Below are 25943 nucleotides of genomic sequence, written 5' to 3'. Positions count from 1 at the left end.
CATGCCGACCTATCGCGTCGAACTGTTTGACGGCCGCACGCCCGAGAAGAAAAAGGAACTGATGGAAGCCATCACCGAAGCGTCGGTGCGCGTGCTGGGCTGCTCGGCGGATTCCGTCGACGTCATCATCTACGACATCCCCAAGCATGACTGGGGCACGGCCGGCGTGCCGTGGTCCGAAGCCAAGTAAGTCGGCATCCATGCCTCAAGAAGCCCGCCATGCGCGGGCTTTTTTGCGCCCTTGGCCTGTCGCTTGATCTGTATCAAAAAGCTTCGAGACTCACTCCCGATAATCGACATGGATAACCACATGACGACAAGGGAGAAAGCGCATGAAACGCACCATCCTCACGGGCACCTTGATGCTGCTGGGCAGCATGGCCGCATACGCGTCGGCACACGCAGCAAAGGAAGAACCCATCCTGCCGATCCGCCCGGCTGCAGAGGTGAATCTGGGCATGGTCGAACTGGGGAAGAAGCTGTACTTCGACCCGCGTCTGTCCAAGTCTGGCTTCATCTCGTGCAACTCGTGCCACAACCTGTCGCGTGGCGGCAGCGACAACTTGCCGACGTCCATCGGTGACCGCTGGCAGCAAGGCCCGATCAACTCGCCGACGGTACTCAATTCCAGCCTCAACTTCGTTCAGTTCTGGGATGGTCGTGCCGCCGATCTGCAGGAGCAGGCCGGCGGGCCAATCGCCAACCCCGGCGAAATGGCCTTCACCCACACCCTGGCCATCGACGTGCTGGAATCGATACCCGCCTACGTGCGTGATTTCCGCCAGGTGTTCAGCGCCGAGCGCATCAACATCGACCAGGTAACCGCCGCCATCGCCGAATTCGAGAAGACGCTGGTGACGCCCAATTCGCGCTTCGATCAATGGCTGCTGGGCAAGCAGGACGCCATCAGCGAGTACGAGCACAAGGGCTACGAAATCTTCAAGACCAGCGGCTGTGTGGCCTGCCACAACGGCGAAGCGGTGGGCGGAAACTCGTTCCAGAAGATGGGCGTCGTCGAGCCGTACAAATCGCTGGTGGGTGCCGAAGGCCGCTCGGCGGTGACCGGCAAGGACGTCGACCGCTTCAATTTCAAGGTACCCACGCTGCGCAACGTGGAGATGACCTACCCGTACTTCCACGACGGGGCCGCCAACACCCTCGCGGAAGCCGTGGACATCATGGGCCGGCTGCAACTCGGGCGCACCTTCACGAAGGACGAGAACGCCAAGATCGTGGCCTTTCTGAAAACGCTGACCGGCGATCAGCCGACCTTCCTGCTGCCGATCCTGCCGCCCTCGGCCGACGCCACACCGCGCCCGACACCGTTCGACTGAACACGCGGCGGAACCGGCTTGCAAACCCCGCCACGGCGGGGTTTTTCTTGAACGCCGGGCACGGCGGTTACAATTGCGGCACCCCAGAGCCAGCGCCGCCATGAATCTGCTGCCCGAAACCCCTGCCAGCCACGCTGAACGCACCCTGTTCGAAAGCATCGCGCCACTGTTGCGCCGCTTCGACTCGGCCGTGCTGCCTGAGGTCGCGGCACTTGACGCGCTGTTGCACGAGACAGCGCCCGACGCCCGCACGGCTTCGGGCAAGGCCGTGCGCTTCGATGCCGGCACGGCGCCACTTGAAGGCTATGAAGCGCGCATTCACGACACCGGCTTGGTGCCGACCCGCAGCAACGACTGGCACGACTTCTTCAACGCCTTGTCGTGGTGCGTGTGGCCGCGCACCAAGGCCGCCCTGAATGCTGCCCATATTGACGAAATCAACGCCCGCCGCGCCGCCGCCCTGCCCGGCCGCGGCTTGCGTCGGGACGCCCTGACGCAGTTCGACGAGTGCGGCCTGCTCGTGGTGTCGAGCGACGCCGAAGTGCTCGCCTTGCTTGCGGCGCACGAATGGGAAGAGGTGTTCTGGCGCCAACGCGAGGTGCTTGCCGGCAACACCGCCTTCTTGCTGCTCGGCCACGGCAGTTGGGAGCAATTGCGCCGCCCCTTCGTCGGCCTGTGTGCCAAAACGCTTCAGCGCGAGGTGAGCGCCGACTGGTTCGATCTGCCGCAGCACGAGCGCCAGCGCGACTGCGATGCCTGGCTCGCCGGTCGCATCCGGGCGGGCGAGCTACTGAGCTCCCCGCGCGCGCTGCGCCCCTTGCCGCTGCTGGGCATTCCCGGAGTTACGTCGGACAGCGCCTGCGCCGAGTACTATCGCGACACGCGGCAGTTCCGCCCGGCCCGGAGACTGAGCGCATGAACACGCTGCCACACAAAGAGGCATGTGAAACTTTTGCAGCAATTTCAAGGTGCAAAAGTTTTATCCACAGGCACACTCACAGCCTTGTCCCCGCAGCCTGTGCAGAAAACGCTCGAATCCGGGCGACCTCGGAGCACACAGAATGAGCGAACTGCCCGGACTGATGGACCGCCTCGCGGCACTCATGGCCGCCAATTTTCTGTTGGTGGCAGGAGTCAGCGTTGCGTGGATCGCGCTGATGGCCGTGGCCGTACAGCGCGGTGGCGCACGGTGGCGCCCGACACGGCCTCTGGCCGTGTTCGCCGCCATCGTATCCACGCTGTCGGCGCTCTTCATGGTGCCGAGCCTGACCGGCATGCGCTTTGGCGCAGTGGCCGATTGGGGAGACTGGCTCGAGTTGCTGCTGATCGCGCTCGGTTCGGGCCTGATCACTTTTGCATTTGCCTGGCCTGCCGTGGCCACGGCGCTCCGCGAGCGGCGCGAACGGAACTAGACCCCACGCGCAAGCTCAGACCGTTTTGGTAGAAATGCCGAACCACTCTTTACTGGACGACGACACGGATCGATGCCTGATAAAAAAACCATATTCGCCAGCCTCCTCCCCTTCGCGCTTGTCGCGTGCGTCACCCCTCCCCCCGCACCCACACCTCCTTCCGGCACCCCGGAAATCCTGTCGCGCATCGACACGCTGGAGCGCTCGGTGCTGGAGTCATGCAACGTCGACGATGCGCGCAATCGGGCACAGTTCGTGAGCCTAGGCAACGTTCAGGGCATGGTTGAAGAAATGCACAAACACGTCATCGCGCAAGCCCGCGCAACCCAGCGCTCTGCGGTACGCGAGTGCGCCCCCACGGGCGACATTGGCCAGAAGCACGTGCTCGGCCGCAATGAGTGGGTGGGCATGCCGTCATTGGGTTCGTACTTCAAGGCGCGCCTGGACACCGGCGCCAATACGTCGTCCCTGACCGCCAAAGACATCCAGACCTTCGAGCGTGACGGCGAGAACTGGGTGCGCTTCAAGCTCGCCATCGACGAGAACGACGCCGTGGTGCCCGACGTCAGGGAGCGCGAATACGAAGCCAAGGTGCTTCGTCAGGTGCGCATCGTGCAGGCGTCGGGTGCCGAAACCCGCCCCGTGGTGCGTCTGCCACTGACGCTCGGCCCGATCGAGCAGAACGTCGAATTCACCCTCAATGACCGCAGCCATCTGACCTACCCGGTGCTGCTCGGGCGCCGCTTCATGATGGACATCGCGGTGATCGACATCGGCCAGAGCTACATCTATCCGCGCCCCGAATTTCCGGGTGGCAGCCCGGCGGCCGAAGCCGCGCGCGACCAGCGCGATGACGACGCGGCAGAAGAATGAAGAAGCTTTCACGGCTCCCGTTCTGGCTGATCATCGCAGCCCTGTTGATCGGCGGTGTGGCACTGAGCGTGCACCGCCACGTCACCTTCGAAGTACCCTGGGGACCGGGCGAAGAGCGCGAAATCTGGGAGATCCAGGCGCAGATCAACCTGCGAGCAGCGGGTGAAGCTGTTCGCGTGGATTTTGCGTTGCCCTCCGATCAGGAAGGCTTTCGCGTGCTCACCGAACACACCGCTTCCGCCGGCTATGGCCTGACCTTCGACGATACGCCGGGCGCACGACGCGCGCGCTGGGCCATTCGCTCGGCAGACGGCAATCAACAGCTGTACTACACGGCGCAGATCATGGTGGCCCCGAACGAGCGCGGCCAGGACCTGCCGGCCCCGCCGGTACCCGAAGAAGTGCTGTGGGAGTCGCCGTACGACGTGGCCGCCCAGGACTTGATCACTCAAGCCTGGATGCGCTCGGCCGACGCGTTCAGCTTTGCCCGTGAGCTGGTGCTCAACGTCAGCGGCGACGGCCAGGGCGAAAACGCACGCCTGCTGCTGACGCAGTTCAATGCCCCGGCGCTGGTCGTGCGCCTGCTCAACCAGGCCGGCATCAGCGCGCGCGAAGTGGCGGGCCTGCAGCTGCGCGATGGCCGACGCCGGCAGGCACTCACACCCTATGTGCAGGTGTATCACGACGACGAATGGATGCTGATCGACCCGGTGTCGGGTCAGGAAGGCCGCCCCGACGACATGATGCTGTGGAAGGCGTCGAGCGGCCCGGTGCTTCAGGTCGAAGGCGCCACCAATTCGCAGGTCAGCTTTTCGATGCTGCAACAGAGCCAGCCGGCCAGCGCCGCCGTGCGCGGCTTGAACACCGACAGCACCATCCTCAACTTCTCGATCCACAGCCTGCCGCTGGAAGAACAAGCGCTGTTCATGACCATCCTGCTGATCCCCATCGGGGCGCTGGTGGTCGTGATATTGCGCATTCTGGTGGGCATCAAGACGTCCGGCACCTTCATGCCGGTGCTGATCGCTCTGGCCTTCATCCAGACTTCGCTGCTGACCGGCCTGGTCGGCTTCCTGCTGGTGGTGGCGGTGGGCCTGGTGATTCGAAGTTACCTGTCACACCTCAACCTGTTACTTGTGGCGAGGGTGTCGGCGGTGATCATCACCGTGATCGGCATCATCTCGGTGTTCTCGGTGATGTCCTATCGCTTCGGCCTCAACGCCGGCCTGACCATCACCTTCTTCCCGATGATCATCCTGTCGTGGACCATCGAACGCATGTCCATCCTGTGGGAAGAGGAAGGCCCGAAAGAGGTGCTGATCCAGGGCGGCGGCAGCCTGCTGACAGCCATCGTGGCGTATCTGGCGATGACCAACCCCTGGGTGCGTCACATCACCTTCAACTTCCTGGGTGTGCAGCTCATCCTGATGGCCATGATTCTGATGATCGGCAACTACACCGGTTATCGGCTGCTTGAATTGCGGCGGTTCAAGCCGCTGTCGGGGCGTTGAATCATGTGGGCCGACCCGCGTGATCTGCGCGCCAAGGGCGTGATTGGCATGAACCAGCGCAACAGCCGCTACATCGGTCGCTACAACGACCGGCGGCTGTACCCGCTGGTGGACGACAAGCTGCAGACCAAGCTGCTGGCCACCAAGCACGGCATCGCCTCGCCCGATCTGATCGGCACGGTGAAATCGCAGTTCGAGGTACGCCACGTGGCCGAAATGGTCACCGGCCGCCCCGGCTTCGTCATCAAGCCCGCCAAGGGCAGCAGCGGCAAGGGGATTCTCGTCATCGAGCGCATCGACGGCGACGAATACGTCAAACCCAGCGGCGCGCGTATCGGCAGGGACGACCTGGAGCGTCACGTCTCCAACATCCTGTCCGGACTGTATTCGCTGGGCGGCTCGCCCGATGTGGCCATCGTCGAAACCCTGATCAACTTCGACGAGCGCTTTGCCGACTTCACCTACGAAGGGGTGCCCGACATCCGCGTGATCGTGTTTCGCGGCTATCCGCTGATGTCGATGATGCGGCTCTCCACGGCGGCCTCCGACGGCAAGGCCAACCTGCACCAGGGCGCGGTCGGGGTCGGGCTGGACATCGGCAGCGGCACGGCGGTGCGTGCGGTGCAGTTCGACCGCCCGTGCAAGGTACACCCGGACACCGGGCGCGACGTCTCCACGCTGCGCATTCCCGACTGGAGCACGCTGCTGCATCTGTCCGCAGCCTGCTACGACATGACCAAGCTGGGTTACCTCGGCGTAGATTTGGCGCTCGACCGCGACCTCGGCCCGATGCTGCTCGAACTCAACGCCCGCCCCGGCCTGGCCATCCAGATGGCCAACGGTGAAGGCCTGAAAGGCCGCCTCGATCTCATCGAAGCGCAGCACGAAGAGCGCAGCGTGGAAGAGCGGGTGGCCTTCTCCGTGCGTCATTTCAGCCGCAACGAAGCCGCCATCGCGGCCTGATCGTCAGGGCCGCAACACGAACAGCAGCGCCGACAGACTCAACACCGAAAACAGCGTCGACAGAAACACCGCCGACGCCGTGCTCGACAGACACACCTGATAGCGCTGCGCAAACAGGTACGGGGTGACGCCGGCCGGCAAGGCCGCCAGCGTCACTGCCACCACAGTCCACAGCTCCGGCACATCGAAAACATAGCGCGCCAGCAGCCACACCAGCAGCGGGTGGACCAGCGTTTTCAGCACCACCAGCGCCATCGGCTCGCTCAGGTTGCCCGACAGCGTGTAGCGCGTGAGTGACGCCCCCAACGCAAACAAGGCACACGGCGCAGCGGCCGCGCCGATGCCCCTGGCAATCGAATCCACGGGCCCCGGCAGCGGAATACCCACCATCGCGAACACCAGCCCGGCCGACAAACCCCAGATGATCGGCGTGGCGGCCACGCCCTTGAACAATGTCCATAGCAGCGTGCCGACGCTCTGCCCCTCCCCGCGCGCCGCCTCGATCAGCATCGTGGTGGGCGGCAGCAGCACCAGACTGTGGCACGCGATGAGCGCGAACAAAGGCAAGGCCGCGTCCGGCCCGTAGGCCGTGATCACCAGCGGAATGCCGAGCATCGCAGTGTTGGAGAAGCTTCCGCCCAGACCGAGCACGCCCTGCTCGTCCAGCCCGCGCCCGAAGAAATGCCGCCCCACCAGCATCGCGCCGCCGAACACCACAAAGGCGCCGCCGAAATACGAGATCAGATAGCCCCACGGCATGCTGTCCGGCAGCTCGGTCTGCGCGATCGAGCGGAACAGCATGAGCGGAATGGCGAAGTTGAACACGAACACCGACAGCCCGCGATTGGCCGCCTCGTCGAAGGCGCCGAAGCGTGCCGCGGCATAACCGATGCCGAGCGTGCCGAAGATCGGCAGGATGATTCCGAAGATGATGTCCATGCGTGCCCTCTCAGGCCGCGATGCTGTCGAGCCGCGGCACGGCCGACAGCAGCTTGCGCGTGTACTCGTGCTGCGGCGCGGCCAGCACTTCTGCGGTGCGGCCGCTCTCGACCAGCTTGCCAGCGTGCATCACCGCCATGCGGTCGGAGAGGTATTCCACCACGCCCATGTTGTGGGTGATGAACAGCATGCCCAGACCCTCTTCATCGACCAGCCGGCGCAGCAGCTTGAGGATGCCGGCCTGCACGGACACGTCGAGCGCAGAGGTGATCTCGTCGCACAGGATGAAGCGCGGCTCGAGCACCAGCGCGCGGGCAATTGCCAGACGCTGACGCTGGCCGCCGGAGAACTCGTGCGGGTAGCGCCACAGGCTGTCGGCAGGCATCTCGACGCGCTCGAGCAAGGCGGCTGCGCGGGCGCGGCGCTCGTCGTCGTTTGCGCCCACGCCATGCACACGCATGGGCTCGATCAGGGTGGTGGCAATCGGCAAACGCGGATTCAGGCTGGAGCCGGGGTCCTGGAACACCACCTGCATGCGGCGGCGCAGATGCCGCATGGCGTCGCCCTTGAGATGGGTGATGTCTTGCCCTTCGAGCGCGAGGGTGCCCGCCGTGGGCTCGGTCAGGCGCAGCAGTGCGCGGCCCAGCGTGGTCTTGCCACAGCCGGACTCGCCCACCAGCGCCACCACTTCACCGGGGTGCACATCGAGGCTGACGCCGTCGACTGCGCGGAATTGATCGACCACGCGCCGCAGCAAGCCGCGGCGCACCGGAAAGTGCACGGCCAGATCACGCACCTCGACCAAGGGCTGAGGCGCGGCCTGCTGACGCGCGAGGCGCGGCAGGCGCTCGGGCAGCGAGGCGATCAGGCTCTGCGTGTATTCATGGGTTGGATTGCGCAGCACTTCACTGACCGCACCGCACTCCACCAGCTTGCCACGGCGCATCACCCCTACCGTGTCGGCAATGCGCGCCACCACGCCGAAATCATGCGTGATGAACAACATGCCCATGCCGCGACGCTGCTGCAGCTCGCGCATCAGGCGCAGGATCTCCGCCTGCACGGTCACGTCCAGCGCGGTGGTTGGCTCGTCGGCGATCAGCAGTGCCGGCTCGCAGATCAGCGCCATGGCGATCATCACGCGCTGGCGCTGGCCGCCGGACAGGCGATGCGGATACTCACGCATGCGGCTGGCCGCATCGGGAATGCGCACCTCTTCGAGTGCTGCACGGATGCGCTCGCGCCGCGCTGCGGCATCGAGCTCGGGGCGGTGCAGTTGCAGCACCTCGTCAAGCTGCTCGCCGATGGTCATCACCGGGTTGAGCGAGGTCATCGGCTCCTGGAAGATCATGCCGATGCGCCCGCCGCGCACGCCGGTGAGCACAGTGTCCCCTGCGCCGAGCAAGGCCACGCCCGCTTCGCTCTCGTCGAACAGATGAATCTCGCCGCCCGGGTGACGATGGCGTGCATGCGGCAGCAAGCCCATCACCGACAGGGCCGTCACCGACTTGCCGCTACCGGACTCGCCCACCAGACAGAAGGTTTCGCCGCGCCGGATCTCGAGGCTCACGCCGTCGACGGCGCGCATCCACTGCCGGCCGTCGGACAGTTCGGTGACGAGGTCGCGGATTTCGAGCAGCTTCATGCCTGCCCTCCGCCCGCGGCGCGCTGCGTGTGCGGGTCGACCGCGTCGCGCAGGGCCTCGCCCACCAGGTTGTAGGCGAACACCGTCAGGAAGATCGCCCCGCCGGGGAACACCGCCAGCCACCAGTTGAAGTTGGACGACTGCACGGCCTGATTGAGCAGTTGCCCCCACGACGGGTCATCCACCAGCCCGAGGCCGAGGAACGACAGCGTTGTCTCCGCCAGAATCGCCGAGGCTACGCCGAAGCTCGCCGCCACCAGCAAGGGCGCCACACCGTTGGGCAGCATGTGACGGAACAGGATGGACGGCAGCGGCAGGCCGCTGGCAATCGCCGCCTGCACGAAATCCTGCTGGCGCAGGCGCAGGAATTCAGCGCGCACGTAACGTGCGTAGCCCGACCACGAGGTGATGCCGATGATGATCATCATCATGTAGATCGAGCGGCCGAAGAAGGCCACGAAGGTGAGCAGCAGAAACAGCGTGGGGATGGCCTCGAAGATCTCCACCAGGCGCATGCCGATGATGTCGACCACGCCCGAGAAATATCCCATCAGCCCGCCGATGATGGTGCCGATGACCAGCGCGATGCCGGTGGCGATGAAACCGATGCCCAGCGCAATGCGCGAGGCGTGGATCATGCGCGAGGCCACGTCCGCGCCGTTGTCTTCCGTGCCGAACCAGTGCGAACGGCCATCGGTGGCTGCAAACGGCGCCTCGATGCCGGTGTCGCCGAAGTCACGCAGGTAGTCCTTGGCGGAATACGGAATCGGCGTGCGCACCACCACCTCGACCCGACCGCTGGCCTCCAGCTCGCGGTATTGCTCGTAGATCACCAAAGACGGCGGCGCAACCGTGGCCCATGCCACCACGCCTACCGCCGCCACCGCGGCAAACCAGCCCGCAAAGCGGAGGAACGCCGGGCCACGCACACGCCACGCCACCAACGCCAGCAGCAAGCCGGACAACCAGGTGATGTCGGTCGCATCCAGATGACGGAAAGCCGGAAAGCTGGTCTGCCCCTCGACCACCAGCATCAGCGGGTGGCTGTTGGCGATGAACGGCGCAAACGCCGCCACCAGCGCCAGAAAGCCAATCCAGGCGATGCCGATACGGGCGCTGGTGCGCACCAGCAACGCAGCCATCACCTGCGCGGACCACGGGCGCGAGGCCTTCACGACGGGCACGGCGGGCTCAGTCATAACTCACCCGCGGGTCGGCAATGGCGTAGGCAATGTCGGCCAGCAGATACCCGGCCAATGTCAGCAAGCCGGAAATCAGCGTCACCGACAACACCAGCTCGCGGTCGCGCGTCTGCACCGCCTCGATGGCCAGCTTGCCCATGCCGTCGATGGAGAACAGGCTCTCGACGATCACCGAGCCGGCCAGCAGGCTCGGCAGCAACGATGCAGACACCGTGATCAAGGGCAACAGCGAATTGCGGAAGACATGACGCCACAGCACCGTCTCTTCATCCACGCCCTTGGCGCGCGCGGTGCGCGCGTAATCGGCGGCAAGGTTTTCAAGCAGGGATGCGCGCGTGAGCTTGGCGAGAAACGCCAGACTGCCGTACGACAAGGCGACCACCGGCAGCACCAGATGCCAGGCGCGGTCGAACAGGTAGCCCGACTGCACCACCTGTGCTCCGGCAGCGCGCGCAATCATCACGCCTACCACCAGTCCTACACAGCCCGCCAGCGCAATGCGCAGTGCCGTACCCGGAATACCCGCCAGCGCGCCGAACAACACCCCGCCGGTCAGCGCCAGAAACACATGCAGCAGGCCCGGCGCCCAGCCGGCCACGTCGGCCGCCATGGCGTAGCCCAGCACCACACCCATCACCGCACCGCCGATCTGCCGCGGCCGCTGCGCCGCCACCGCAACGCCCCACACCAGCAAAGCCGTGGCCAGCACCACGAACAACAGCATCAGCAATACATCCGAGCCACTGGCGAGCCACGGCAGGAAGGTCTGATCGACCGCCTCGCGCCGCACCAGTCCGCCCGTTGGAAACCAGCGCCAATGCTGCTCTGAAGCGAAGAAGCCGATGAACAACACGCCCGCCAGCATGGTCGGCACCGACCACAGGCCTAGCAAGGCCACGTTGGAGCCGACGTCGAAACGTCCGCCACGCGTGCGTGCCGCCTGCACGCCGATGGCAATGGACGCGGCGTAGATCAGCGGAATCGACAACAGGTTGAGCAGCAGCGTGATCGGCAGACGTTCGGCCAGCAGATCGGTCACCGGGCGGCCGTAGCGGAAGCTGACGCCCAGATCCGGCCCTTTGGTGAGCGAAAACGCGCCCAGCGAGCCGTCGGCCTCACGCTCGAAACCGATCGGCGAAATGTTGTTGAGCCAGCGCAGATACTGCACGGGCGCAGGCTGATCAAGCCCGTAGAGCTTGTTGTAGTAGTCCTCCAGCGCCTTGCGCGCTTCGGGCTCGAGATTGTTGCCGTCGATCAGCGACTGCGCGGTGAGGCCCCCGGGCGCAAGCGCCATCACGGCAAACACCACCAAGGTGATGCCGAGCAGGGTCGGCACCATCAGCAGCGCGCGGCGCAGCAGGTAATTCAGCATGCCGGGCTTACCTGCGCCGCTGCTTGGCGGAGGGCACCCAAATCTCGACCGGCACCGCCGTCAGGTTGAGCCCCAATGCCGTGTTGTCCAGCCCGTCGATGCGCCCGTCGATGAAAGCCAGGGTGCTGCGGCGGAACAGGAAGGTGTAGGGCTGATCCTGCACCAACAGGTTCTCTGCCTGGCGCCACAAGCCCATGCGGCGCGTTTCATCCACCTCCGCACGGGCGGCGTCGATCAGTCGGTCGAGTTCGGGGTTGCGATAGTTGATGAAATTGTCACCACCATCGACGATCTGGCTCGAATGGAAAATCTGGAAGATGTCAGTCTCGACACCCGAGGTCCAACCCAAGGTGATGGCATCGAAATCCTTGCGGTTGAGGTTGTCGAGCATCACCGACCATTCGGTGGGGCGCGGCTTCATGACGATGCCCGAGCGCGCATACAGATCACGCAGGAAGAGCACCATGCGGCGCGTGTCTTCGCTGTCCTGGAAGAAGGTCAGTTCGAACTCGAAGGGCTTGCCGTCGGCGTCCTCGAGAATGCCGTCGCCGTTGCGATCGGTATAACCGGCCTCGGCCAGCAGCACCTTGGCGCGCTCGATGTCATGCGGCACCGGCGTGAGCAGCGGGTCATGCTGCTTCGAACGCGGGCTGAACGGGCTAAGCGCCGGCTCGGCATAGCCCAGGAACACCTCTTCGATGACGCGATTCACGTCGGTGAGGTAGCTCATCGCCAAGCGCACGCGCGGGTCGGCAAAGCGCGTGTCCTTGCCGCCGCGCTGCTGGTTCCACGCAATGTAGCTGTAGCCGGCAGTCGGGCTCATGTACTCGAAATGCTGCGTGCGCTCGTTCAAGCCCTTGTCATCGAGCAGTTGCTGATACTCGCGCGGGCGAGCCAGGTACAGATCGATGTCGCCGTTGCGGAAGGTCGTCAGGCGCGCGCTGTCGTTCTCAATGACGCGCCACACGATGCGGTCGAACGAGCCATCCACCGCCCCCCAGTAGCGCGGGTTACGCTCGAGCTCGATGCGCCCCTGATCGGGCGTCCAGCTCTCGGGGTCGGCCAGCCGGTAGGGACCTGAACCCAGCAGCAGCCCACGGCTCTCGTTGAAGCGGCGCGGCTCATCCAGAAAGCGACGGTAGAAATGCTCCGGCATGATGGCCATGCCGCCCGCCAAAGACAGGCTGTTGAAATACGGCTCGGCGAACACGAACTCCACCGTGTAGTCATCCACGGCGGTCACGCTCTCGATCTTGGCGTAATAGGCACGCGAACGCGGCGCGGCAATCGCCTCGGTCATCACGAACTCGAAGGAGAACGCAACGTCGCGCGCCGTCAGCGGCGTGCCGTCGGAGAAGGACACGTCACGTTTGAGGCGGAAGGTGATGCTCATGCCATCGGGGGCGATAGTCCAGTCCTGCGCAATCAGCCCCTGCCACTCGAGCGTATCCGGGTCGCGCGACAGCAAGGATTCGAGCACGTAGTTCTGCACTTCGGACGCATACGCATCGGACGACACCAGCGGTGTGATGGTGCTCAGACCGGTACCGAAGGCCATCATCAGCCAGTCGCCCGTCGCGTATTCCGGGTCGCCCGCCGCACGACGGGCGCGGGCAAACGCATCCGCTGCGGGCTGGCTCGTGCTGGCTGAATCGCCCGGCGCACCACGGAAATCGGCCGTGCGCACGCTTTGCTCAAGCTCGCGCAACAAGCCGCGCGTGCGCCGGATGTCTTCCGCCTGCTCCTGCATCACGCGCGTCATGTCACCCATGCGCTGCCACTGCCGATCCACCTGGATCATCACCAAGACCAACAGCGCGACGATCAGGCCGAAACCGACCCACATCACCCAGCGACCCGTACCCGTTGCGTTCTTCATGCCGTCTGCCCGAAGCCTCGAAGTGTGTCTCGGACAAACTTTAACCCAATTCGTGCCGCGCGCCGGAACCCGCATCTGGCGTACCATCGAGGCCTCTTCAGCCCGACTTCGCACAGATCTGCTCATGCTCCGTCACAGCCTTCTCGCCGCGGCCCTGCTGGCTGCCCTGCCTGCCGCCCAGGCCGATGAGTCCTTTCGCAACTGCCTTGGCGAACTGCGTGCCGAATCAGGCAAACGCGGCATCACCACGGCCACCTTCGACCGCCACACCGGCGCGCTTGAGCCCGACATGGACGTCATCGCCCTGCTCGACCGCCAGCCCGAGTTCTCCACCCCGATCTGGGACTACATGGCCGGCCTGGTAGACGAAGAGCGCGTGATCGAAGGCCGTGCAATGCTGCAAAAATGGAGCGCTGAACTGGCGCAGATCGAAGGCGATTATGGCGTCGACCCTGCGGTGGTGGTGGCTGTATGGGGCGTCGAGAGCAACTATGGCGGCAGCTTCGGCACGCGCCCGGTGATCCGCTCGCTGGCCACCCTGTCATGCATCGGGCGGCGCCAGACCTTCTTCCGCGGCGAGTTGTTCCACGCGCTGAAAATCGTCGAAGACGGCCACATCAATGCCGAAGACTTCAAGGGCTCGTGGGCCGGCGCCTTCGGCCACACGCAGTTCATGCCCTCGACGTTCAACCGTATCGCAGTGGATTTCGACGGCGACGGCCGCCGCGACCTGATGGGCAATGTCCCTGACGCGTTGGCCTCCACCGCCAACTACCTGTCCCGCTCGAACTGGCAAACCGGCCAGACCTGGGGCTTCGAAGTAAAACTGCCCAAGGGCCTCGACACCTCCAATGCAGGCCGCCGTAACAAGCAGGCCATGGACGAATGGAGCCGGCTCGGCCTGCGCAAGGTCGATGGCTCGTCGCTGCCGGGCGGTGCGCCCCAGGCCGGCCTGCTGCTGCCTGCCGGCGCGGAGGGCCCGACGTTTCTGGTGATGCGCAACTTCGACGCGATCTTTTCGTACAACGCGGCCGAGAGCTATGCGCTGGCCATTGCACACCTGGCTGACCGCATCCGCGGCGGCAGCGGCGGCAGCCCCTTCGTCACCTCGTGGCCCACCGACGACCCGGGCCTGTCACGTGCCGAGCGCCGTGAAGTGCAGGAATTGCTCATCGCCATGGGGCATGACATCGGCGGCGTGGACGGCATGATCGGCACCAACACCCGCCGCGTCATACAAAGCATTCAGCCCGAACTAGGCCTTGAGGCCGACGGGCGCGCAGGGCGCAAGCTGCTTGAAGCGCTGCGCAATGCCAAACCTTGAACGCGGGGCCAGCCCCAGGGGCAAGGCTTGCAATCGGGCAAACTGCCCCCAGTTGCTGGTCTGTCTGCCCTTGAAACCCTGCGCCTGACGCGCAGCATCGGCAGCCCCGCCCATTTCGGAGTTTGTTCATGCAATACGACCCCCGCAGCCGCAACACATTGTCTGGCAAGCCGCCCGGCATTTTTGCCCGCGTGGTAGGCGTCATTCTGGCCGTGGCCCTGACGGCCGTTGCGCTGATGTTTTCGGTGGTGGTCTTCGCCATTGCAGTCGCCGTCGGTGCGGTGATCTGGGGCTGGCTGTGGTGGCGCATGCGCGCGCTGCGCAAGCAGATGGAGCAAGACCCGCGCTTTCAGGAAATGCGTCGTCGGCAGCAAGCGGCCAACGGCGACGTGATCGAGGGTGAAGTCATTCGCGAAGTGCACGAAGAAGAACACGAACGACGCAATTGAGCCCCGGGGCGGATTGCCCCGCTCAGCCCAGGCGCTGAAGCTCGAAAGCCTCCACCAGCACCCCGTCGAAACCCGCCTCTATGGCGGCCGCTCGATTCACCTCCAGCACGCGCGTATCGAAGCCATGGCCGCGCGTGCGCAGATTGCGCGACTGCTGTGAGTCATGCAGGCGCAGCAGTCGCGCTTTCCATTCCGCCTCTTCGGCACCCAGCATGGTGTAGAGATCATCCCGCATGCCCAGTGTCTTTGCGTCACGGTTGAGCCACGCCCACACCGACAGCGCATCGCGCCGGGCAATGTGCTCGAAGATCGACCACGTGCGCTGATGCGCGGTATTGCTGTCGTTGCCGTGCGGCATGAACACGCACTGCGGCCGAACCTCGGCAAGAAAATCGGCAACGCGCTGGCGATTGGTCTCGTCTTCGAGCTGATGTCCGCGCTCGTCCTCCGCCAGACGCAGAAAACGCAGATGGTCGGGCGGCAAACCGAAAGCGGCACAGCTCGCACGCTGCTCCACCTCACGCAAGGCGGCCTTGGCAGCGATGGTGCTTGCACCACGATAGCCGTCCTCCACTCCCGAAGCCCCGGTCGTCAACACCGCCACGTGCACCTGCCAACCGTTGCGCGCGAATTCGTTCATCGTCACGGCGATGGCATCGAAATCATCGGGATGAGGCGCGAGCACCGCCAGCACGCCGTCTCGCGGCAACTGCAAGGTGTTCAGACACAGCGGACGCTTTTCACTCAGCACCGCGTCCAGTAGCTGCAAAACTCCCGACATGCGCTCAGCCCGCCTGTTGCCACAGGCCAATCAGCACGTCGCGCTGACTGGCAATTTCGTCAATCGACATCTCGATCACCGGTCCGCTGATGGTGTGACCAGCGTAGGCTGCCTTCAGCTTCACGTCGGCTCCACGCGGCGCAAAGACGACTTCGGACTGACCGGGCAGCAAGCGCTTCTGACGGTCATGCGGTTCGATCATCACGCTGCCGTTGGTGAGATTCAGCGTGGCTTCGAGCTCGCCCGGCTGCTCGGAAGTCAGCACGGCATGCACCGTGCCGGAAACCAGGCGAAATTCGTTGGCGAGCGCCAGCGCCTGACGGCGTACGAGCTTGTTGCGCTCATCCGGCTTGTCCGGCAAAGGCCCTTGCAAACGCCCAGCCAGACGGCGCAACTCGTCGTCGGTGAGGTGAGGGGCGGCACGAAGAAGCGTCTCACGCTCAAGGGCGGCAGGGGCCGCCTCGACGTCCAGCGTGATGGTGTGCGAATGACGCTCGATGGACACACCTGAAGCAGCCAATTGCTTGGCAGCGATGGTCGGCAAGCCCTGCAGCACCATGGCGCCGAGCGCTTTGGTGAGCGATTGCTGCAAAGCCTCAGCCGGCAATTCGCTCATTTCCTGCGGAATGGAAAGCTGAAAATCAAAAGCCAATTTCACGTGGACGGCGGGTGATTTCATTTTAGGCGGCTCTCCATGACGGTGGCACTATGCCCCATCACGACCGCACTGCAAACCCCGATTTGATCAGACCGTTTCAAGCCGGTTGCGACCTGCCACCTTGGCCTTGCGCAAGGCCGCGTCGGCGCGGTTGATGGTTTCCGACGGCGACTCTCCGGAGCGGTGCTCGGTGAGACCGAAGCTGATGGTCACCGAGATGCCGATGCCGCCCTGCTCCACACGAGCGTCCGCCACAGCTTCACGCACGCGCTCGCATACCGTAATGGCCGTATGCAAGCCTGATTCCGGCAAGGCGATGACAAACTCTTCACCCCCCCAGCGTGCAAATACGTCGTAGTCACGCAAGGTTGAGCGCACAACGTGTGCGACACGACACAACACTTCGTCGCCTACCTCGTGGCCGTAGGTGTCGTTGACGTTCTTGAAATGGTCGATATCAAGCACCGCGAGGGCAAACCCGGCGCCGACGCGACTGGCACGTTCGACTTCCTCACGCAGACGCTCGGTCATGTAGCGACGATTGCCGATGCCGGTAAGCGGGTCGCGCAAGGTCATTGCCTTGAGCTCTTCGTTCAGATGCAACAACTGACTCTGATAGCGGTCGGAGATGCGTGCAAGCTTTTCGAGCCGCACGATCTGGCGGTCGTACTCGCGGATCAGGTCCAGATTCTGGGTGCGTGAGACGTTGTGATAGCCATCCGAAATGCGGACGAGCTTTTCCAGGCGGCCGCGCAACTCTTCGTTGCGGGCCAGCAGGCCAAGCATCACCGGACGCATCGGGTTGGCGGCCTGCGCGGGATCATCAAGCAAGGCACACGCAAGCGAAATCAGCTCGCGCTCATCCTGATTCAGGGGAACGACAACGTCAGACATCATCCTTTTCGATCTCGAACGGGAAGGTGCAGTCCTCGCGGAATTCGGCTGCGAGATCGGCCACTCGTTCATTTTGTGGGTCATGGTGCCACTGCACCGCCACCTCGCGCCCGCCGCGGTGGGCATCTTCGAGCATGTCGAAAATGTCCATCATGGCTTTCACCGAACTGGTGTTCATGTACATCAAGCGCAGCTCAAGTCGCAGAGGGCGGCCGGAGCCAGCGAGATAACGCTCGATCCAGTCAATCACCACGCCGAAGAACTCGTAGGAGTTCTCCGGAAACGAATCACCACCCAGCGCCAGGATACCGGCGTCCCACTGTCCCTCCACAGAAGGCGTGGATTGTGTGGCTTCGATACTCAGCTCGTTCATCTTCAGCGTTTTCCTTCGCGTTCCATTCAGATCACTGCGCGCAAGCTGCAGAACACCCGGTTTTCATCCAGATCGGACAAGGTCACGGCCAACGGCTGAGTGGATTTTCGAGCAATGTCGATCAAGCCCAGCCCGGCCCCGGAAAGTGCGCCGGCTTCGCGCGGTTTGCGCAGTTGTTCTTTATAGGCCGCTTTCAACTCGGCCTTGTCCATTCCGGCAAGCTCGCCGATGCGCCCGACCAGTGCCTCGCCATCGCACCGCTCGACCTGATTGCCGGCCTGAACGGCGTAACGGCCATCTTCTTCACGCGCAACCACCACCGTCACGGAGCTTTCATTTTCATCGTAGCCGCGTGATTTGCAGTAATGCCGAATATTCTGTGTCAATTCGATATACACGCCGAATACGTCCATCACGGCAGAGGGCTGCACTTGCTCGGCGGTGAGGTAGTTGCGCAAGGCGTTGCCGAGCTCTTCAATGAGCCCGTGCGAGATCGGACCATTGAAGCACAGCAGGATGCGGCGGCGCGTGAATTGGTCACGCAGGTCGAACAGGTCGATGGCGTTCATGGCAACTCGTTCAGTCCAGACGGAAAGATAGTATCGTGATGTCGTCGCGCTGCGGAAACTCGCCGCGATACGCCTCAAGCTCCCGATCCAGTGCTTGAGCCTGCTCGGCCATCGGCAGCTTCGCCATATCCCGCAGCAGTTCGGCAAAACGCGTGTTGCCGAATCCGAAGCCACGCTCCCCGCCAGACTGATCCAGAAAACCGTCGGTGGCAAGGTAATAGCTGGTATTCGGTGTAAGCCCCAACTCAGAATCCTCATACTCGCCACGACGCCGATCGCCGATCGCCCGCCTGTGACCACTGACCTCGCCCTGCTCGACGCCGTCGCTCCAGTACAACGATATCTTGGCGCCGGAAAAACGCATGCGCCTGGTGGCTCGATCGACGCTGACAAGCCCGACGTCCATATTGGTGGCGATGCCTTTGGGCAGATCGAAATCAGCCAACAGGGTACGCATTGCGTCGTCGGTATGCCGCAGGATCGCCGCAGGCGAATCAATCCCCTCGTGCTCGATGGCCAAGTCGATGGCAGTACGCGCCAGCATGGTCATCAGCGCCCCCGGCACGCCATGGCCGGCGCAGTCCACCACACCGACAAGGCAGCGCTCACCCTCGGCGCGGAACACGTAGAAGTCTCCTCCCACCACATCACGCGGACGCCACAGCACGAAGTGGTCGTCACCGAGCACTTGCGAAATCTGGCGATCCGGCAAGGTGGCGCGCTGAATCACGCTGGCGTAGTCGATGGAGGCACGAATCTGGCGGTGGGCAGCTTCCATCTCGCGGTTGCTGCGCTCAAGTTCGGCGGTGCGGTCACGCACTTCACTCTCGAGTTGCGTGGTATGCGTGCGCACCTGATTGGCCATGCTGTCGAAGGCCCGGCTGAGATCCCCGATCTCGTCCGACGAAGCCGCTGGCAGCGACACCTCGTAGCGCCCGCGCGCAATTTCGGTGGCGGAACGGCGCAAGCCGCGCAAGGGCTCGAGCACGATGCGATCCACCGCCCACGCTGACAACCCCAGCAGCAGCAATACCACCACGGCCATGCCGATCAGCACGCTGCGCACCCATCCACCCTCGAGCACTTCTGCCACGTTCAGATCGACCGCGGTGACGATGTGCCAACGCAGTTCCGGCGCGTAGGCCACCGCCAACAGCTGCTCGTGCCCGTCGAGTTCAGCGCGCAGGGTCTGCACGCTTTCGGGGGATTGCTCGGCGCGCGCCATGGCTTCGCGCATGGCGCGTCGATCCTGCTCCAGGGCGAACAGGCGGCTCAGGCCACCGCCGGCGTCTTCCACCCCCGCGGCCGAGCCGTAGGCGATCAGCGATGCATCAGGGTGCGCCTGGATGGCGCCGCCTTCGTCGAGGATCACCGGCGTAACGCCTGGCTCGGTCACCGACACAAAAGCGCGGATGAACTCACCCAGATCGAGACCGGTACCGGCCAGACCAATGCGCCGCTCGCCATCCGTGACCACCGCGTTGAGCCACACGCGCGTGGTGCCCAACGCTTCATCCGGATTGACGTTGATGTTGAACGACTCGTCGCCCGCCATGGTGTTGTAGAACCAGGCGTCCTTGGCGGCCGCCCGATCCAGCACGTAGCGCGGCTCATCGCTCCACGGCCCCGGCTCGTCGTTGTAGTAATACTTGCCGCTCAGGGCGCTGGCGAAAAAATACGAATGACTGCTGAAATCGGCACGATAGCCTTCGGCTTCCTCGAAGAAGCGGCGCTTGGACTCCGGGTTGTCCTCGTCGAGCACCCATTCGCGCGACAGCACCGAGCCTGCCAGACGGGTAGCCAGCGCCAGATCGCGCGTGACAGGCGCAACGATTTTCTGCAGGTTGAGCTGGGTGAAATTGCGTGCGTAGGCTTCGCCGAAATGGCTGCGCACGCCGTCGAGCAGTTGCCAACCGACCACGACGGCCGGAATCAATGCCAGCAGGCAGGCAAAGAGCAGCGCGACCATGGATTTCGCCCGCAACCCGACCACCAGTGCTCCCATGCCACCACTCTCCCGGGTAACAGACCTGCTCAGGCCTGGCCAGATTGCCCGGCGGGGACGCCGCGGCTGTATATATGGCCGCGGATTTTAGCACAGCGCTTCCGGCCTTCAGCCGGCCTCAGAGAGACAAAAAAAACGGGCGCCACGCGGCGCCCGTCGAGTCTTGCGGAACCACGTCGCTCAAGAGTATGGGCGCGGATCTTCGACCGAAATGCGGTACTGGTGCGTGACCTTCTCATCGCTCTCTTCACCTTCCGGCAGCTCCTGCAGGAAGCGTGCGTCGACCGGTGCCATGTACAGCGGGCGACGGTTGCCGTCGGGCATGTCTTCCCACTCGAAAACGATGTAATAACCGCCGGCGAAACTGATCATGTCGAGCGTGAACATCCCGACCATTGAACCGCCCCGAGAAACGAGGCAGCGGACTTTGGCGACATCCATGAGGAATTCCTTGCTGAAACCGCCATGAATGCATCACGGCGGAACGGGTAACAGTTTGAAAAATGCGGCCGTCTTGGCCTCGCTGCTTGCTAAGTTGGAGCCGATGCTGCCGGCCCCAAATGGGAAGCCGCACGGTATCAGAAGCCCGACCACCGGTCCAGCGCACCACCCCACGACAACGAACTGCAGAGGATTTGACCTACCTCAAATTGCCCATAAAAAGCAGGCGTACCATGCACTCGTGACTGAAACGGATATGACGGATGACGTGTTTCTGGCGCTGTCTAGAATACACATCGGAAGTCGGCCGCAACGCTGTACCGGCTTCATAAAAACCAAATCAAAGGAGACAGACATGCACGCAGCAGAAATCATGACTCGCAACGTCATTACCGCTACGCCGCAAACCGAGGTGCGCGCGATCGTCGATCTGATGATCAAGAACCGCATCAGCGCCGTTCCGGTGGTCGACGGCAGTGGCCGCGTCATCGGCATGGTCAGTGAAGGTGACTTGATGCGCCGTGTCGAAAACCGCACCGAGCGCCGTGATTCGTGGTGGCTCACAGCCTTGTTCTCCGCCACCAACGACGCGGATTCCTACGTCAAGTCACATGGCCGTCGCGCCGAAGACGTGATGACGCGCGACCCGATCACCATCAGCGAGGACACCCCGCTGTACAAGATCGCGCAGACCCTCGAAAAGAACCACATCAAGCGCGTGCCGGTGGTGTCCGACGGCCGATTGGTCGGCATCGTCAGCCGCTCCAACCTGCTGCAGGGCTTTTCGACCATGCAGGCCGACACCCGTGCCGGCGTTGCGGATGATTCGACCATCCGCAGCCACATCGTGAAGGAAATCGACGTCAAGCTGGGCATCTCCGGCAACACCACCAACGTCGTGGTGGTGAACGGCGTGGTCACGCTGTGGGGCCTGGTCGAGACCGAAGCGCAGAAGCGCGGTGCCGCCATCGCGGCCGAAGGCACGCCGGGCGTGGTCGCGGTGCATAACAACCTGGGCGTGGCGCCGACGGTGATCGGCCCCTACTGATCGCCCTTCACACGAGCAAGCCACGGCCGCCTTCGGGCGGCCGTTTACATTGGTGCGTCATTTGACGATGCGCAGCGAGCTGCCCGCGGCGCCTGCCACCACTTCCAGGCGCACATCCATGCGCTCGCGCAACTCGGCCACGTGAGAGATCACGCCCACCATGCGGCCACCCTGCTGCAGGTCGATCAGGGTACGCAGGGCGAAGTCGAGGCTTTCCGGATCAAGCGTGCCAAAGCCTTCGTCGATGAAGAGCGTTTCCATCTGGATGCCACCCGAGCGCGACTGCACCACATCGGCCAAACCCAAGGCCAGCGACAGCGACGCCAGGAAGCCTTCGCCGCCCGACAGCGTGCTGGCCGGCCGGCAGGTACCGGTGTAATGATCGAACACCTCAAGCTCCAGACCACCGGCACTGCGCTGGTCGATCACACCACGCAAGCGGCGCAACTCGAAACGGCCACGGCTCATGCGCGTGAGGCGCAGCGAGGCGGCCTCCAGCACTTCGTCCAGCAAGGTGGCCAGCACGAAGCGCTGGAAGGTCATGCGCAGCGGATTGCCGCCGGCCGACACCTCCGCCAGCCGCCCCAACACCTGGTAGCGCTGCTCGACCTCACCAGCTTCCGCCGCCAGTTTGCCAAGCTCAGCCGACAGGCGATCGGCATCGGCTAGCTTGCGCACGGCTTCCTGAACCGCCAGCAAGGCGTGCTCCAGTGACTTGGCCGCCTCCGCCGCGGCGCTCTCGAGGGCCGCAAGATCAGGCTGCGCGAGCCCTTCGGCTGCACTGCGCGCCTGCTTCAAGCGCGCATCCGCGGCAATGCGCGCCTCATCGTATTCACGAATACGGGCTTCGCTTTCGGCCAGCGTCGCGGCGCTCTGCAGAGCATCGCGCCAGGCAGCTTCGTCCGCAAAGCCGCTGTCGGCAATCGCGCTTGCCAACTGACGAGCGGCCTCTTCAGCAGCACGCGAAGCTCGGCCCAGCTCACTTTCGGCGGCCTGCGCGTCGGCCTGCGCCGCGGCAAAGCGCTGAGCCGCGTTGCGGGCTTCGCTATCGGCGCGCCTGAAGGCTTCTTCAAGCGCCGCACGCTGGTGCTCGACACGGGCGATTTCCGCCTGCAACGCCGCAGGCGCCCGCAGCGCCTCGGGCACATCCTCGCGATACAGCTTGATTTCGGCGTCCAGCGTGGCCAGCTCACGCGCCAGCCCCTCACGCACGGTGCTTGCCTGCTGGGCCGCCTCCTCGGCTGCGAGAATGCGCTGCTCCAACTCGGGCAAACGCTGCGCCAGCTCTTCAAGACGCTGTCTGGCGGCCTTGGCGGCCAACAACTGCTGCTGCAGGGCGGCCATATCGATATCGCCCTCCCCACCTTCGCTTGCCTGCTGTTCAAGCTCGGCGATCAGGCCGCGAACGCCTTCGGCGCGCTTGTCTGCCTCGTGACGCCGCAACTGAGCCGCATCACGCGCCCGCATCGCGCGGCCCACGGTCTCGCGAGCCGTGCGGATGTCGGCCTCGGTCACACTGCCCGGCGCAAGTTGCGCGGGCGCAGGGTGATCGGTGCTGCCACACACCGGACAGGCTTCTGCATGAGACAGCGCTGCCGCCAATTGGCCGGCCTGCGCTGCCAACCAAGCATGTTCGACTTCGTCCTGTGCATGCTGCGCGGCGGCGAGTTCGGTCTGGGCGCTGCGCAGAGTTGCATCGGCCTTCGCCAGTTGCACCTGCGCGCCCTCGAACTGAGCACGAGCCTGTCGCAGGCGCTGCAGATGCTGCTCACGCTTCACCGCAGCGTCGATCTGGTGCTGCACGATCTCGAGCCGATTGGCGGTCTCCAACAGTTGCTCGCGCTCGTTGCGCGCGGCATCGCGTGTCTCGCGCAGGGCTTTCAGAGCCGCCTCGCCTTTGCCTTGCCCGGCATCTTGCTCGCTCAACCGGCGGACGAGGCCTGCGTGACGCTCCAGCGCCTGCGCCAGCGCATTCACGCGCGGCTCAAGGGCCTGCAGGGCGTTCAGCTCCTTTATCAGAGCATCTTTGTGAGGAACACGCGCTGTCTCGCGCTCCAATTGCACAAGCGCCTCGCGCTGCGCGACGGTCGCGTGCTGCAGGGCATCAACGGCCACACGCTGGCGCCTGACCGCTTCATCGCGAATGCGCGCTGCCGTGGCACGCGCCTCGTCCAGCGGCCGCAAACTTGCCGCCGTGCGCCCCGCAGCCAGCGTACGGCGCAAAGCGTCGATCACCTCGGCGTTCTTTGCCTGTCCGGCAACCGCAGCATTGGCCTGCACCAGATCGTGCAGCGCTTGCGCCGCGGCGCGACCGCTGTCCAGCGCCCGTCGTGCATGAGCTTCCGCTTCGCGCGCAGCCACCTCTTTCGGCTTGAGTTGCGCAAGATCGCCTTCGAGCGCAGCGCGTGCCTCGCGTAGGCTTTCAAGGCTGTCGTGCCCGGCGCTGCGCAGCAGCGCCTCGCGCTGAATGCGGTTGGTTTTGCCGACGTCTTCGAGCTCGCGCGCACGGCGTTTGAATTCGTCGCTCAGGGCACGAAAGCGCTCGGTGCGAAACAACGTCTGCAAGATGGCTTCACGCTCGTCCGAACGCGCCGTCAGCAGCTCGCGAAATCGCCCCTGCGGCAACACGATGACCTGACGGAACTGCGCGCTGTCAAAGCCCAGCAGCCCGCGCACGGCCTCGGTGACTTTCTGCGGTTGCGACGCCAGGCTTTTCCAGTCGCCGCTCACCCAGCGGTCGAGTTGCGCTGTCGGTGTGACGTCACGAAAGCCCTCGCCACGCAGCTTGGGGCGTGATTGCGCCGGCGCACGCACGACGCGGTAGCGCTCGGCACCCAAGGCGAACTCGAGTTCGATCTCGGTTGCCAACGCGGCGGCAGCGTGATCGCTGCGCATCGCCTTGGCTTCGCGCTCACCGCCCGAGGTGTCGCCGTACAGGGCGAAGCAGATGGCGTCGAGCAAGGTGGTCTTGCCCGCCCCCGTGGGCCCGTGGATGAGAAAGAGTGCGCGCTCGCCGAGCTCTGTGAAGTCGATGCGCTCGCTGCCGGCGAATGGCCCGAAGGCCTGCATGCGCAGTTGCAAGGGCTTCATGGCAGCTCCCGCTCGGCACGCGCCAAGGCTTCCAGCGCGTCATCCAGTGCGGCCGCCTGTGGCGGCTCAAGCTCGCTACCCGCGACCTCGCGGAAGAAATCGGCAAACAGCGCTCGCGAATCCAGCTCGCGGGCGGGCGTGGTGGCTTCGCGCCCTCCGCCGCGCTGGTTCAACACGGTGCGCTCGCAGCCGAGCACATTCGGATAGACCTCACGCAGCTTCGCCATCGGGTCGAGCAAAGCACCTCGATCACTGAGGCTGGCGAACACGTAATCCTCGCGTGAGCCGCCCGCACCCGCCTGGGCGATCACCTCGGCCAGCGTGCCGCTGACGCGTCGCAGATCACGACGCGGCGCAAGCGTGATGGGCTCGATGCGGAGCGCCCCCGGTGCGCCGATTTCCACCAGCGAAATGCTTTTGGTGTGGTCGGCCTCGGAGAGGGAATACTTCATCAGCGAGCCGGCGTAACGCACGTGGTCGGCGCCGGCGCGCTGTGGCCGATGCAGGTGCCCCAGCGCCACGTAATCGAAGCCGGAGAACAGCCCGGCATCCACCGCGCCGCTGCCGCCCACCGACAACGGCCGCTCGGATTCGCTCTCGCTGGCGCCCGCCACGAAGGCATGCGCCACCACCACCGAGCGGGCGCCCGTCGGGTGCTCGGCACGCACACGCTCAAGCAAGGCCGCCAAGGCGGCGTCATGCCCCACGATCGGCATCGACAGGGCATCACGCACCACGGCTGGCTCGGCATACGGCAATGCATGCACCACCACCTCGCCCCACGCATCGGCGAAGCGCACGCTGGCGCGCGGTGCATCCACGCGTCCGACGATGGTCAGCCCGTGCGCCGCCAGCAGGCGCGCCCCGAAGCCGAGGCGGTCGGGGCTGTCGTGGTTGCCGGCAATGACGATGGTCGGCACGCCTTCACCGAGCACGATGCGCGAAAGCGTGTCATCGAGCAGATTGACCGCCTCGGCGGGCGGCACGGCACGGTCGTAGATGTCGCCGGCAATCAGCACGGCGTCCGGCCGGGTTTCGCGCACCGCGGCCACGAACTGTTCGAGCACGTGGGCCTGATCGTCGATCAGCGAGCGGCCATGAAAGAGCCGCCCGAGATGCCAGTCGGCGGTGTGAAGGAATCGCAAGACGGGGTCTCCGGAGAATCGACCCCGATGATGGAA

Annotated in this window: 24 protein-coding genes; 10 read left to right on the top strand and 14 right to left on the bottom strand. The window is 64.6% G+C overall.

Translation table 11 applies throughout. The features are described 5' to 3' along the window. The first annotated feature begins 1 nt into the window (after position 1). The 7 genes from AC6H0W_RS13495 (at position 2) to AC6H0W_RS13465 (ending at position 6093) form a co-directional block, all read left to right on the top strand. The gene (locus AC6H0W_RS13495) at positions 2–190 is read left to right on the top strand and encodes a 4-oxalocrotonate tautomerase (protein ID WP_497577700.1); all 189 of its coding nucleotides are present in this window, start codon (positions 2–4) and stop codon (positions 188–190) included. Between the two features lie 172 nt (positions 191–362). Next, positions 363–1334 carry a cytochrome-c peroxidase gene (locus AC6H0W_RS13490; protein WP_497577849.1) on the top strand — a complete coding sequence of 324 codons (972 nt, stop codon included), beginning with the start codon at positions 363–365 and terminating at the stop codon, positions 1332–1334. Positions 1335–1434: 100 nt separating this feature from the next. Then, on the top strand, positions 1435–2253 hold the full coding sequence (locus AC6H0W_RS13485) for a DUF3025 domain-containing protein (RefSeq protein ID WP_497577699.1): 819 nt from the start codon (positions 1435–1437) through the stop codon (positions 2251–2253). Positions 2254–2395: 142 nt separating this feature from the next. Further along, positions 2396–2746: a hypothetical protein gene (locus AC6H0W_RS13480; RefSeq protein WP_497577698.1), complete on the top strand. Its 351-nt coding sequence runs from the start codon at positions 2396–2398 to the stop codon at positions 2744–2746. A 72-nt stretch (positions 2747–2818) separates the two neighbouring features. Further along, on the top strand, positions 2819–3619 hold the full coding sequence (locus AC6H0W_RS13475; protein WP_497577697.1) for an ATP-dependent zinc protease family protein: 801 nt from the start codon (positions 2819–2821) through the stop codon (positions 3617–3619). Next, entirely contained in the window at positions 3616–5130 is a 1515-nt protein-coding gene (locus AC6H0W_RS13470; RefSeq protein WP_497577696.1) for an inactive transglutaminase family protein, read from the top strand. Before AC6H0W_RS13475 ends, AC6H0W_RS13470 begins: the two co-directional genes overlap by 4 nt. Before the next feature lie 3 nt (positions 5131–5133). Next, positions 5134–6093: an alpha-L-glutamate ligase-like protein gene (locus AC6H0W_RS13465; RefSeq protein ID WP_497577695.1), complete on the top strand. Its 960-nt coding sequence runs from the start codon at positions 5134–5136 to the stop codon at positions 6091–6093. Between the two features lie 3 nt (positions 6094–6096). Here AC6H0W_RS13465 and AC6H0W_RS13460 read toward each other — a convergent pair whose 3' ends face one another. Genes AC6H0W_RS13460 through AC6H0W_RS13440 form a run of 5 tightly spaced genes read right to left on the bottom strand, consistent with a single transcriptional unit; the run spans position 6097 to position 13130 of the window. Continuing rightward, entirely contained in the window at positions 6097–7032 is a 936-nt protein-coding gene (locus AC6H0W_RS13460; protein WP_497577694.1) for an AEC family transporter, read from the bottom strand. Between the two features lie 10 nt (positions 7033–7042). After that, on the bottom strand, positions 7043–8677 hold the full coding sequence (locus AC6H0W_RS13455) for an ABC transporter ATP-binding protein (RefSeq protein WP_497577693.1): 1635 nt from the start codon (positions 8675–8677) through the stop codon (positions 7043–7045). Then, complete coding sequence (locus tag AC6H0W_RS13450) at positions 8674–9876, bottom strand: ABC transporter permease (RefSeq protein WP_497577692.1); 1203 nt, start codon at positions 9874–9876, stop codon at positions 8674–8676. Before AC6H0W_RS13450 ends, AC6H0W_RS13455 begins: the two co-directional genes overlap by 4 nt. Then, complete coding sequence (locus AC6H0W_RS13445; RefSeq protein WP_497577691.1) at positions 9869–11251, bottom strand: ABC transporter permease; 1383 nt, start codon at positions 11249–11251, stop codon at positions 9869–9871. The genes AC6H0W_RS13450 and AC6H0W_RS13445 overlap by 8 nt, the downstream gene beginning before the upstream one ends. Before the next feature lie 7 nt (positions 11252–11258). Beyond that, a complete protein-coding gene (locus AC6H0W_RS13440) occupies positions 11259–13130 on the bottom strand; it encodes a peptide-binding protein (protein ID WP_497577690.1) in 1872 nt (623 codons plus the stop codon). 124 nt (positions 13131–13254) lie between these two features. Between AC6H0W_RS13440 and AC6H0W_RS13435 the strand changes: the two genes are divergently transcribed. Together AC6H0W_RS13435 and AC6H0W_RS13430 are read left to right on the top strand one after the other, a co-directional pair. Continuing rightward, positions 13255–14454: a lytic murein transglycosylase gene (locus tag AC6H0W_RS13435; protein ID WP_497577689.1), complete on the top strand. Its 1200-nt coding sequence runs from the start codon at positions 13255–13257 to the stop codon at positions 14452–14454. Between the two features lie 128 nt (positions 14455–14582). Then, positions 14583–14903: a hypothetical protein gene (locus tag AC6H0W_RS13430; protein ID WP_497577688.1), complete on the top strand. Its 321-nt coding sequence runs from the start codon at positions 14583–14585 to the stop codon at positions 14901–14903. Between the two features lie 22 nt (positions 14904–14925). Here AC6H0W_RS13430 and AC6H0W_RS13425 read toward each other — a convergent pair whose 3' ends face one another. From AC6H0W_RS13425 to AC6H0W_RS13395, 7 genes are all read right to left on the bottom strand, one after another. Further along, positions 14926–15684 (bottom strand): PIG-L deacetylase family protein, encoded by a 759-nt coding sequence (locus AC6H0W_RS13425; protein ID WP_497577687.1) that lies wholly within the window; start codon positions 15682–15684, stop codon positions 14926–14928. 4 nt (positions 15685–15688) lie between these two features. Then, the gene (locus AC6H0W_RS13420) at positions 15689–16363 is read right to left on the bottom strand and encodes a hypothetical protein (RefSeq protein ID WP_497577686.1); all 675 of its coding nucleotides are present in this window, start codon (positions 16361–16363) and stop codon (positions 15689–15691) included. 66 nt (positions 16364–16429) lie between these two features. Further along, positions 16430–17236, bottom strand: a complete 807-nt coding sequence (siaD, locus tag AC6H0W_RS13415; protein ID WP_497577685.1) for a biofilm regulation diguanylate cyclase SiaD — start codon at positions 17234–17236, stop codon at positions 16430–16432. Further along, positions 17229–17609 carry a biofilm regulation phosphoprotein SiaC gene (gene siaC / locus AC6H0W_RS13410; RefSeq protein ID WP_497577684.1) on the bottom strand — a complete coding sequence of 127 codons (381 nt, stop codon included), beginning with the start codon at positions 17607–17609 and terminating at the stop codon, positions 17229–17231. Before siaC ends, siaD begins: the two co-directional genes overlap by 8 nt. A 26-nt stretch (positions 17610–17635) precedes the next feature. Continuing rightward, a complete protein-coding gene (siaB, locus tag AC6H0W_RS13405; RefSeq protein WP_497577683.1) occupies positions 17636–18178 on the bottom strand; it encodes a biofilm regulation protein kinase SiaB in 543 nt (180 codons plus the stop codon). 10 nt (positions 18179–18188) lie between these two features. Beyond that, positions 18189–20183: a biofilm regulation protein phosphatase SiaA gene (siaA, locus tag AC6H0W_RS13400; protein WP_497577682.1), complete on the bottom strand. Its 1995-nt coding sequence runs from the start codon at positions 20181–20183 to the stop codon at positions 18189–18191. 180 nt (positions 20184–20363) lie between these two features. Beyond that, on the bottom strand, positions 20364–20624 hold the full coding sequence (locus AC6H0W_RS13395) for a hypothetical protein (protein ID WP_497577681.1): 261 nt from the start codon (positions 20622–20624) through the stop codon (positions 20364–20366). Positions 20625–20979: 355 nt separating this feature from the next. Between AC6H0W_RS13395 and AC6H0W_RS13390 the strand changes: the two genes are divergently transcribed. Beyond that, complete coding sequence (locus tag AC6H0W_RS13390; protein WP_497577680.1) at positions 20980–21672, top strand: CBS domain-containing protein; 693 nt, start codon at positions 20980–20982, stop codon at positions 21670–21672. Between the two features lie 57 nt (positions 21673–21729). Here the strand turns inward: AC6H0W_RS13390 and AC6H0W_RS13385 are convergent, their stop codons facing one another. Further along, entirely contained in the window at positions 21730–24762 is a 3033-nt protein-coding gene (locus AC6H0W_RS13385; RefSeq protein WP_497577679.1) for an AAA family ATPase, read from the bottom strand. Then, positions 24759–25907 carry an exonuclease SbcCD subunit D gene (locus AC6H0W_RS13380; protein ID WP_497577678.1) on the bottom strand — a complete coding sequence of 383 codons (1149 nt, stop codon included), beginning with the start codon at positions 25905–25907 and terminating at the stop codon, positions 24759–24761. Before AC6H0W_RS13380 ends, AC6H0W_RS13385 begins: the two co-directional genes overlap by 4 nt. Positions 25908–25943: the final 36 nt, after the last annotated feature.

The sequence above is a fragment of the Pseudazoarcus sp. NS20 genome, assembly GCF_059703745.1.
The sequence above is the reverse complement of the archived record's forward strand: the minus strand, read 5'-3'. Positions and strand labels throughout refer to the sequence as shown.